1 protein-coding gene (running past one end of the window) is annotated in these 11,728 nt (G+C 72.7%); it reads left to right on the top strand.

Features of this window, described 5'->3' with window-relative positions:
• The first annotated feature begins 50 nt into the window (after positions 1-50).
• Positions 51-11,728: the 5' portion of an SDR family NAD(P)-dependent oxidoreductase gene (locus ACZ462_RS05140; RefSeq protein ID WP_467802808.1), read on the top strand. 19,174 nt of this gene lie beyond the right edge of the window; the window shows 11,678 of its 30,852 coding nt (coding positions 1-11,678); its start codon is at positions 51-53; its stop codon lies off the right edge, out of view.

Here is an 11,728-nt window from a genome sequence, read left to right as displayed (position 1 = left end):
TCACCGCACCACGCGTACCACCCTTTCCCGACTGCGAGGTTTTCCCACCCATGGCACCCAAGGCCGGCCCCTCTTCGGAAGACAAGCTCCGCGACTACCTCAAGAAGGTCACCGCAGACCTGCGGCGCACCAAGCAGAGGCTGGAGTCCGTCGAGGCCAGGGACAACGAGCCGATCGCCATCGTGGGCATGGCCTGCCGGTTCCCCGGCGGAGTCCGTTCCCCCGAGGACCTGTGGCGGATGGTCGCCGACGGCACCGACGCCGTCGGCGACCTGCCGGAAGACCGCGGGTGGGACACCGCAGCGCTCTACGACCCCACCCCCGGCACCCCGGGGAAGAGCTACGTACGCCACGGCGGCTTCCTCGACACCGCCGCCGAGTTCGACGCCGACCTCTTCGGCATCGCCCCCCGCGAGGCCCTCGCCATGGATCCACAGCAGCGGCTGCTGCTGGAAACCGCCTGGGAAGCCGTCGAACACGCCCGGATCAGCCCCGCCGCCCTGCGAGGCACCGAGACCGGCGTCTTCATCGGCGGCGCCGACACCGACTACGGCTCCCTCGCCAGGCAGACCGCCGAAACCGAAGGGCACCTGCTGACGGGCGGAGCGGTCAGCGTCCTCTCCGGCCGGATCTCCTACACGTTTGGCCTGGAGGGCCCGGCCGTCACCGTCGACACCGCCTGCTCCTCCTCCCTGGTCGCCCTGCACCTGGCCGTACGCGCCCTGCGGGCCGGCGAATGCACCATGGCCCTGGCCGGCGGCGTCGCGATCATGCCGACCCCCCGCCTCTTCACCGAGTTCTCCCGCCAGCGCGGTCTCGCCGCCGACGGCCGCTGCAAGCCCTTCGCCGAGGCCGCCGACGGCACCGGATGGGCCGAGGGCGTCGGCGTCCTCCTCGTGGAACGCCTGTCGGACGCCCGCCGCAACGGCCACCGGGTCCTTGCCGTCGTCCGGGGCACGGCCGTCAACCAGGACGGCGCCAGCAGCCGCCTCACCGCCCCGCACGGCCCCTCCCAGCAGCGCGTCATCCAGGCGGCCCTCGCCAACGCACAGCTGGCCGCCGACCAGGTCGACGCCGTCGAGGCCCACGGCACCGGCACCACGCTCGGCGACCCGATCGAGGCCCAGGCCCTGCTCGCCACCTACGGCCGGGGCAGGCCGGCGGACCGGCCGCTGCTGCTCGGCGGCATCAAGTCGAACATCGGGCACGCACAGGCCGCGGCCGGAGTCGCCGGCGTCATCAAGATGGTCATGGCGATGCGGCACGGCGTCCTGCCCCGGACCCTGCACGTGGACCAGCCGACCTCCCACGTGGACTGGAGCGCGGGCGCCGTCGAACTCCTCACCGAGCGCACCGACTGGCCCGCCACCGGCCGCCCGCGCCGCTCGGCGGTCTCCGCCTTCGGCATCAGCGGCACCAACGCCCACGTCGTGCTGGAACAGGCCGAACAGGCCCCGGCGGAGCCGGAGGCCGGGACGGACGGGCTCGCGGCGGCGCCGGGAGCGCTGCCGTGGGTCCTGACCGGCCGCACGGAACAGGCGCTGCGGGACCAGACCGCGCGCCTGCACGCGTACGTGGAGCAGCACGGGCCTCGCCCGCTCGACGTCGCCCTGACCCTGGCGGCCGGCCGGTCCGCCCTCGGTCACCGCGCGGTGCTGCTGGGCGGCACGCAGCCGGTGGCGGAGGGCGTGGCGCGGAGCGGCAAGACGGCGTTCCTGTTCACGGGTCAGGGCTCGCAGCGGCTGGGGATGGGCCGGGAGCTGTATGCCCGCTTCCCGGTGTTCGCTCAGGCTTTCGACGCGGTGTGTGCGGAGCTGGATGTTCCGGTGCGGGAGGTGGTCTGGGGTGAGGACGCGGAGGCGCTGAACCAGACGATGTTCGCGCAGGCGGCTCTGTTCGCGGTCGAGGTGGCGTTGTTCCGGCTGGTCGAGTCGTGGGGGGTGCGGCCGGACTTTGTGGCCGGTCACTCGATCGGTGAGGTGGCCGCTGCTCATGTGGCGGGGGTGTTCTCGCTCGCCGACGCGTGTGCGCTGGTGTCGGCGCGGGGTCGGCTGATGCAGGCGCTGCCGGAGGGCGGTGCGATGCTCGCGGTCGCCGCGACGGAGGACGAGGTCCTGCCGCTGTTGGGCGCGTCGGTGTCGGTCGCCGCGGTCAACGGTCCCTCGGCCGTGGTCGTCTCGGGTGCCGAGGACGCGGTGGAGTCTGTCCGAGCCCACTTCGAGGGGCTCGGGCGCAAGACGACCCGTCTGCGGGTCTCGCACGCCTTCCACTCGCCGCTGATGGATCCGATGCTGGACGGGTTCCGTGCGGTGGTGTCCGGTCTGTCGTTCTCCGCGCCGGTGATCCCGATGGTGGCGGGTGCCGAGCAGGTCTGCGACCCGGAGTTCTGGGTGCGGCATGTCCGCGACGCGGTGCGTTTCGCGGACGGTGTGACGGCCCTGCGCGAGCAGGGCGTGACGCGGTTCCTGGAGCTCGGCCCCGACGGGGTCCTGTCCGCCATGGCCGCCGCATGCCTGCCGGAGGACGGAGACGCCGTTCTCGCTCCCCTCCTGCGCAAGGGCGTCGACGAGGAGGCGGCCGCGCTGACGGCCGCGGCCCGCATGTTCGTCGACGGTGCGGCCGTCGACTGGACGGCGGTGCTCAGCGGTACGGGCGCCCGACTCATCGACCTTCCGACCTACGCCTTCCAGCATCAGCGCTACTGGCCGACGCCCGGTGCGGAACCGGCCGGTGATGTCGAGGCCGCCGGTTTCGACGCGGCCGGACACCCCCTCCTCAGCGCCTCCGTCGAACTGTCCGACGCCGAAGGCATGCTGTTCACGTCCCGCCTCTCCCTCCAGTCCCACCCCTGGCTCGCCGACCACGTCGTCCGCGGCTCGGCCCTCCTGCCCGGGACCGCCTTCCTGGAGCTCGCCATCCGCGCGGGCGACGAGGTGGGCTGCGGCACCGTCGAGGAACTGACCCTCGCCGCTCCGCTCGCCCTCCCCGAGGAGGGCGGCGTACAACTGCACCTGCGGGTGGCCGCCGCCGACGTCAACGGCCGCCGTGCGGTGACCATCCGCTCCCGCCGTGAGGGCGCCGAAGACCAGGCGTGGCTCCAGCACGCGACGGGCGTACTGACGACCGGCGAGCGGACCGTCGCCCTCGACGCCCCGGGCGCTGCGTGGCCCCCGGCCGGCGCCGAGCCCGTCGACCTGACGGGCCTCTACGAGCGCATGTCCGAGGCCGGATTCGACTACGGCCCGGTCTTCCAGGGCCTGCGGGCCGCCTGGCAGCGCGGCGAGGACGTGTACGCCGAAGTCGCCCTTCCCGAGGGCGTCGACGGCGGCTCCTACGGCCTGCACCCCGCACTGCTCGACGCCGCGCTGCACGTCACCGCGTTCAACGGGGTTCCGCAGGGCGTCGTGCCGTTCGCCTGGGAAGGCGTGTCACTCCACGCCTCCGGTGCTTCGTCGGTCCGGGTGCGGGTCACCCGGACCCGGGAGGAGGCGCTCACCGTGGCCGTGGCCGACACGGCCGGCGATCCGGTGGCATCGGTGGAATCGCTGGTGCTGCGTCCGGTCGATTCCGCCCGTACGGCGGACCCGGACGTGGTGTACGGCGTGGAGTGGACGCCGGTCCGGACGGCGGAGCCGGTGCGGGTCGCCCCGGACACGGTCATGGCGCGGTTCTCGGGCGACGAGGACGACGCGGACGTGGTGCGGTCGGCGCACGCGCTGTCGGCGCGGGCGCTGTCCCTGGTGCAGGAATGGCTGGCGGAGGAGCGGTCCGCCGACGCCCGGCTGGTGTTCGTCACCCGCGGCGCGACGTCCGGCGAGGACCTGGCCGCGGCTGCGGTCTGGGGTCTGGTGCGTTCGGCGCAGTCGGAGCACCCGGGCCGGTTCGTGCTGGTGGACCTGGCCGGGCAGGAGCCCGAGACCGGACTCCTGGAGACCGTGCTGGCCGTGGACGAGCCCCAGGTGCTCGTCCGCGACGGCAAGGTGCTGGCCGCCCGGCTGACACGGGCCGGCACGCTTCGGGAAACGGCTCCGGAGTGGGCCGGTGAGGGCACGGTCCTGGTCACCGGAGGTACCGGTGGCCTGGGCCGGGTGATCGCCCGGCACCTGGTGGTCGAGCACGCGGTGCGCAGCCTCCTCCTGGTCAGCCGGAGCGGCCCCGCCGCCGAAGGCTCCGCCGAGCTGGTCGCGGAACTGGCCGAGCTGGGCGCCGCAGCCGTCGTCGAGGCCTGCGATGTCGCCGATGCGACAGCGTTGACCGGGCTGCTGTCCCGTCACGCGGTACGCGCCGTGGTCCACACGGCGGGGGTGATCGACGACGGCGTGGTCGAGGCGCTGACGCCCGAGCGGCTGTCGGCGGTCCTGCGCCCCAAGGCGGACGCCGCATGGAACCTCCACGAGGCCACGCGCGAGCTGGATCTCGCCGCGTTCGTCCTGTTCTCCTCCGTCTCCGGACTCTTCGGCGGGCCCGGCCAGGCCAACTACGCCGCAGGGAACGCCTTCCTGGACGCCCTGGCGGCGCACCGGCGAGCCGCCGGACTGCCCGGCACCTCACTGGCCTGGGGCCCGTGGACCCAGGACGGAGGGATGACCGGCACCCTGTCCGAAGCCGACCTCCGGCGCATCTCCCGCACCGGCATGCCGGAACTCACCCCGGAACAAGGCGCCGAACTCTTCGACGCCGCGCTTCAGTCGGACGCGGCGCTGCTCGCCCCCGTACGTTTCGACTTCACGGCCCTGCGGGCGCAGGACGGCATCCCCTCCCTGCTCCGCGGGCTGGTCCGGACCCGCACCCGGAGCCGGCGTTCGGCGGCCGAGGGCGCATCCGATTCACCCGCCACGGCGGGCATTCTGCGCACCCTCTCCGCCCTCGGGGCCGACGAGCGGCGCGAGGTGCTCCTCGACCTCGTACGCGGACACATCGCCCTCGCCCTGGGGCACACCGACACCACCGCCGTCGAACCGGCGCGGGCCTTCCAGGACCTCGGCTTCGACTCCCTGATGGCCGTCGAACTGCGCAACCGGCTGGGCAAGGCAACAGGGCTGCGGCTTCCGGCGACTCTGGTCTTCGACCACCCGACGGCCGACGCACTGGTCGGCTTCCTGCTCGACGAGCTGTTCGGCGGCGACACGGCCGATGCGGCCGCACTGCTGCCGACGCGGGTCGCGGCGGACGAGGACGACCCGGTCGTGATCGTGGGCATGGCGTGCCGTTATCCGGGTGGGGTGGCGTCGCCGGAGGACTTGTGGCGGTTGGTGGCCGATGGTGTGGATGCCGTTGGTTCCTTCCCGGCGGACCGTGGTTGGGATGTGGAGGGCGAGTCGTTCGCGAGGGCGGGTGGTTTCCTCCACGAGGCGGCGGAGTTCGATCCTGAGTTCTTCGGGATGAGTCCGCGTGAGGCGCTCGCGACGGATGCCCAGCAGCGGCTGCTGCTGGAGACGTCGTGGGAGGCGATCGAGCGGGCGGGTATCGACCCGGTGTCGCTGCGGGGCTCGCAGACCGGCGTCTTCGCCGGTGTCATGTACACGGACTACCGAACCCTGCTGGACGGCAGGCGGTTCGACGGGTTCCGAGGCAACGGCAGCGCACCCAGCATCGCTTCCGGCCGCGTGTCGTACACGTTCGGCTTCGAAGGCCCCGCGGTGACCGTGGACACGGCCTGCTCGTCCTCCCTGGTGGCCCTCCACTGGGCCGCCCAGGCGCTGCGGTCGGGGGAGTGCTCCCTGGCGGTGGCGGGTGGTGTGACGGTGATGTCCACGCCGACGACGTTCGTTGAGTTCGCCCGTCAGGGTGGTCTCTCGTCGGATGGCCGGTGCCGGTCGTTCTCGGATTCGGCCGACGGTGTCGGCTGGGGCGAGGGTGTGGGCATGGTCGTCCTGGAGCGGCTGTCGGACGCGGTGCGCAACGGTCACCGCGTGCTGGCGGTGGTGCGGGGCTCGGCGGTCAACCAGGACGGTGCGAGCAACGGCCTGACGGCTCCGAACGGTCCTTCGCAGCAGCGGGTGATCCGCCAGGCGCTGGCCGGCGGTGGTCTGTCGACGTCCGACGTGGACGTGGTGGAGGCGCACGGCACCGGCACCACGCTCGGCGACCCCATCGAGGCGCAGGCCCTGCTCGCGACCTACGGCCGGGACCGCGACGCCGAGCGCCCGCTGCTGCTCGGCTCGGTGAAGTCCAACATCGGGCACGCGCAGGCGGCCGCCGGCGTGGCCGGTGTCATCAAGATGGTCATGGCGATGCGACATGGCATCGTGCCCAAGACGCTCAACGTCGACGCACCGTCCACGCATGTGGACTGGAGCGCGGGAGCGGTGGAGCTGGTGACCGACGGGACCGCCTGGCCGGAGTCGGGCCGGGTGCGGCGTGCGGGTGTGTCCTCGTTCGGTATCAGCGGGACGAACGCGCACGTGGTGCTGGAGCAGTTCGAGCCGGCCGAGGTGGAGGCGGCGGACGCGCAGCTCGTTCCGGGTGTGGTGCCGTGGCTGGTGTCCGGCAAGACGGAGGACGCGCTTGAGGCCCAGGTGGCGCGGCTGCGTGCGTACGTGGAGGAGTCGGGGCTGCGGCCGGTGGACGTGGGTCTGTCCACCCTTGACCGGTCGGTCTTCGCTCACCGTGCGGTGGTGCTGAACGGCGATGAGGTGATCCAGGGGCGGGCGCGGTCGGGTAAGACGGCGTTCCTGTTTACGGGTCAGGGCTCGCAGCGGCTCGGCATGGGCCGGGAGCTGTATGCGCGCTTCCCCGTGTTTGCTCAGGCCTTCGACGCGGTGTGCGCGGAGCTGGATGTTCCGGTGCAGGAGGTGGTCTGGGGTGAGGACGCGGAGGCGCTGAACCAGACGATGTTCGCGCAGGCGGCTCTGTTCGCCGTGGAAGTGGCGCTCTTCCGGCTGGTCGAGTCCTGGGGTGTCACGCCCGATTTCGTGGCCGGTCATTCGATCGGTGAGGTGGCTGCGGCGCATGTGGCGGGGGTGTTCTCGCTCGCCGACGCGTGTGCGCTGGTCTCGGCGCGCGGCCGGCTGATGCAGGCGCTGCCGGAGGGCGGCGCGATGCTCGCCGTCCAGACGACGGAGGAGGAAGTCCTTCCCCTGTTGGGCGAGTCGGTGTCGGTCGCCGCGGTCAACGGTCCCTCGGCCGTGGTCGTATCGGGTGCCGAGGACGCGGTGGAGTCTGTCCGCGCCCACTTCGAGGGGCTGGGGCGCAAGACGACCCGTCTGCGGGTCTCGCACGCCTTCCACTCGCCGCTGATGGACCCGATGCTGGACGACTTCCGTGCGGTGGTGTCCGGTCTGTCGTTCTCCGCGCCGGTGATCCCGATGGTGGCGGGTGCCGAGCAGGTCTGCGACCCGGAGTTCTGGGTGCGGCATGTCCGCGACGCGGTACGTTTCGCGGACGGTGTGACGGCCCTGCGCGAGCAGGGCGTGACGCGGTTCCTGGAGCTCGGCCCCGACGGGGTCCTGTCCGCCATGGCCGCCGCATGCCTGCCGGAGGACGCAGACGCCCTCCTCGTGCCCCTCCTGCGCAAGAACCGCGACGAGGAGAGCTCCGCCCTCCGCGCCCTCGCCGAGCTCCACGTGAGCGGCGCCGCCACGGACTGGCCGGCCCTGTTCACCGGTACCGGCGCCCGCGCGGTCGAGCTGCCCACCTACGCCTTCCAGCACCGGCGTTACTGGCCCGTGAGCACTGGTCTCGCGCGCGGTGGGGACGTACGGCTCGCCGGTCTGGAATCGGCCGAGCACCCGTTGCTCGGAGCCGCCGTGGAGCTGGCGGACTCGGACATCTTCCTCTTCACCGGACGGCTGTCGGCGGCCACCCACTCGTGGATCGCGGATCACACGGTCATGGGTGCGGTGCTGGTCCCGGGCACGGCCCTGGTTGAAATGGTCGTCCGCGCGGGCGACGAGGCCGGGTGCCCGGCAGTGGAGGAGCTGACGCTCGCCGCGCCGCTCGTCCTGCCCCCGGAGGGCGGCGTACGCGTGCAGGTGACAGTGGGCGCGCTCGACGAGTACGGCCGCCGGACGGTGACCGTGCACTCCCGCCCGGACGGCGCGGACGAGTCCCTCTGGATGCAGCACGCCACCGGCGTTCTCGCGCCCGCCACCGCTGCGGACCCGGCCTTCGACGCGGCGGCCTGGCCGCCGGCCGGCGCGGAGGCGCTGGACGTGTCGGAGGTGTACGAGCGGTTCACCGAGGCCGGGTTCGCGTACGGGCCGGTGTTTCAGGGCCTGCGCGCCGCCTGGAGGCAGGGAGACGAGGTCTACGCCGAGGTATCGCTGCCGGAGGACACGGAGCTGACCGGGTTCGGCCTGCACCCTGCACTTTTCGATGCAGGCCTGCACGCGGCCGTGCTCCTCGGTGACGGAGACCGAGGCGTGCCCTTCTCGTGGTCCGGCGTGTCGCTGCACGCCTCGGGAGCGTCGGCTCTGCGGGTACGGCTGTCCCGCACGCCCGACGGGGCGGTCTCGGTGGCACTGGCGGACACCGCGGGAGAGCCGGTCGCTTCGGTGGCGGCGCTCACGGTACGTCCGGTCTCCGCCGAGCAGCCGCACGACGGGCTGTACGGGGTGGAGTGGGTGCCGGTGCCGGTGCCGGTGCCGGTGGCGGTGTCGCCGGACGTGGTGGTGCACCGGTTGGACGGTGTCTCCGGAGACGATGTCGTGGCGTCGGTGCATGCGCTGTCGGCGCGGGTGCTGGCGTGGGTGCAGGAGCTGCCGGAGGCGTCGCGGCTGGTGTTGGTGACGCGCGGTGCGGTGGCGGGTGCGGACCTGGCCGCGGCCGCGGTGTGGGGTCTGGTGCGGTCGGCGCAGTCGGAACAGCCGGGCCGGTTCGTGCTGGTAGATGTGGAGGGCGAGGAGCCGGCCGGTCTGCTGGAGTCCGTACTGGCCCTCGACGAACCTCAGCTGCTGGTACGGGACGGCCTGTTCCTCGCCGCGCGGCTGGGCCGGGTCGAGCCCGTACAGGGGACCGATCCCGCATGGGCGGGTGACGGCGCCGTCCTGATCACCGGTGGCACGGGTGGCCTGGGTCGGGCCGTGGCCCGCCACCTGGTGGCGGAGCACGGTGTGCGCAGCCTGCTCCTCGTCAGCCGCAGCGGCCTCGCGGCGGACGGCGCGACGGACCTCGTCGCCGAGCTGGAGCGGCAGGACGTGCGGGTCGCGGTCGAGTCCTGCGACGTCGCCGAGCCCGCGGCCGTACACGACCTGTTCGCCCGGCACGACGTACGGGCTGTGATCCACACCGCCGGCGTGATCGACGACGGTGTGATCGGCTCGCTGACGGGCGAGCGGCTCTCGGCCGTGCTGCGGCCGAAGGCGGACGCGGCCTGGAACCTGCACGAGGCCACGAAGGAGCGCGAGCTTGCGGCGTTCGTCGTGTTCTCCTCCGTCGCCGCGGCATTCGGCAGCGCCGGGCAGGCGAACTACGCCGCAGGCAACGCCTTCCTGGACGCCCTGGCCGCGCACCGGCGGGCCGCGGGTCTGCCCGCCTCCTCACTCGCCTGGGGTCCCTGGGCCCGAACCGGCGGAATGACGGGTTCTCTCACCGACGCCGAGGTCGAGCGCATCGCCCGGCTGGGCATGCCGCCGTTGTCCGTGGAGGACGGACTGGGACTCTTCGACGCCGCGCTCTCGGCAGGGCGCCCCGCGATCCTGCCGGTCCACCTCGACCTGGCCGCGATGCGGGCACTGGGCGAGGTCCCGGCACTGCTCCGCGGACTGATCCGGACCCGGCCGCGTCGCAGCATACGTACGGGGTCGGCCGACGCGGCCGGCCTGCGGACGAGGCTGTCCTCCCTCACCGCCGCGGAGCGGCACGAGGCCGTGCTCGACCTGGTGCGCACAGAGGTCGCGAGGGTGCTCGGGCACGGAGGCGCGGCCGATGTCGATCCGGCACGGGCCTTCCAGGACCTGGGCTTCGACTCCCTGACGGCGGTCGAGCTGCGCAACCGCATGGGTTCGGTGACGGGGCTGCGGCTGCCCGCGACGGTGGTCTTCGACTACCCGACGGCGGACGCGCTCGCCGGATTCGTCCGCGACGAGATCCTCGGGGGAGAAGCCGAGTCCGCTCCCGCGGTCGTGCGGCAGGCCGCGACGGCTCACGACCCGGTCGTGATCGTGGGTATGGCGTGCCGTTATCCGGGTGGGGTGGCGTCGCCGGAGGACTTGTGGCGGCTGGTGGCCGACGGTGTGGATGCCGTTGGTTCCTTCCCGGCGGATCGTGGTTGGGATGTGGAGGGTGAGTCGTTCGCAAGGGCGGGTGGTTTCCTCCACGAGGCGGCGGAGTTCGATCCTGAGTTCTTCGGGATGAGTCCGCGTGAGGCCCTTGCGACGGATGCCCAGCAGCGGCTGCTGCTGGAGACGTCGTGGGAGGCTATCGAGCGGGCGGGTATCGACCCGGTGTCGCTGCGCGGCTCGCAGACCGGCGTGTTCGCCGGTGTCATGTACAGCGACTACGCCAGCCTGCTCGGTGGCCGTGAGTTCGAAGGCCAGCAGGGCAGCGGCAGCGCGGGCAGTATCGCCTCGGGTCGCGTCTCGTACGCGCTGGGCCTGGAGGGCCCGGCGGTGACGGTGGACACGGCGTGTTCGTCGTCGCTGGTGGCGATGCACCTCGCGGCGCAGGCGCTGCGGTCGGGGGAGTGCTCCCTGGCGGTGGCGGGTGGTGTGACGGTGATGTCCACGCCGACGACGTTCGTTGAGTTCGCCCGTCAGGGCGGCCTTTCGTCGGATGGCCGGTGCCGGTCGTTCTCGGATTCGGCCGATGGTGTCGGCTGGGGCGAGGGTGTGGGCATGGTCGTCCTGGAGCGGCTGTCGGATGCGGTGCGCAACGGTCACCGCGTGCTGGCGGTGGTGCGGGGCTCGGCGGTCAACCAGGACGGTGCGAGCAACGGCCTGACGGCTCCGAACGGTCCTTCGCAGCAGCGGGTGATCCGCCAGGCGCTGGCCGGCGGTGGTCTTTCGACGTCCGACGTGGACGTGGTGGAGGCGCACGGCACCGGCACCACACTCGGCGACCCGATCGAGGCGCAGGCCCTGCTCGCGACCTACGGCCAGGACCGTCCGGAGGGCCGGCCGTTGTGGCTGGGGTCGCTGAAGTCGAACATCGGGCACGCGCAGGCGGCCGCCGGCGTGGCCGGTGTGATCAAGATGGTCATGGCGATGCGGCACGGTGTGCTGCCGCGCACGCTGCACGTGGATGCTCCGTCCTCGCATGTGGACTGGGCGGCGGGTGCGGTGGAGCTCCTGTCGGAGCAGCGTGCCTGGCCGGAGTCGGGCCGGGTGCGGCGTGCGGGTGTGTCCTCGTTCGGTATCAGCGGGACGAACGCGCACGTGGTGCTGGAGCAGTTCGAGCCGGCCGAGGTGGTCCCGGACGCGCAGGTCGTTCCGGGCGTGGTGCCGTGGCTGGTGTCCGGCAAGACCGAGGAAGCCCTTCAGGCCCAGGTCGCGCGGCTGCGTGCGTACGTGGAGGAGTCGGGGTTGCGGCCGGTGGACGTAGGTCTGTCCACCCTTGACCGGTCCGTTTTCGCTCACCGTGCGGTGGTGCTGAACGGCGAGGAGGTGATCCAGGGGCAGGCGCGGTCGGGCAAGACGGCGTTCCTGTTCACCGGTCAGGGCTCGCAGCGCCTGGGGATGGGCCGGGAGCTGTATGCACGCTTCCCGGTGTTCGCGCAAGCCTTCGACGCGGTGTGTGCGGAGCTGGATGTTCCGGTGCGGGAGGTGGTCTGGGGTGAGGACGCGGAGGC

The sequence above is a fragment of the Streptomyces sp. NPDC031121 genome, from assembly GCF_055570615.1.
Note: the sequence above shows the minus strand (reverse complement) of the source record. Positions and strands in the feature narration are given on the sequence as shown.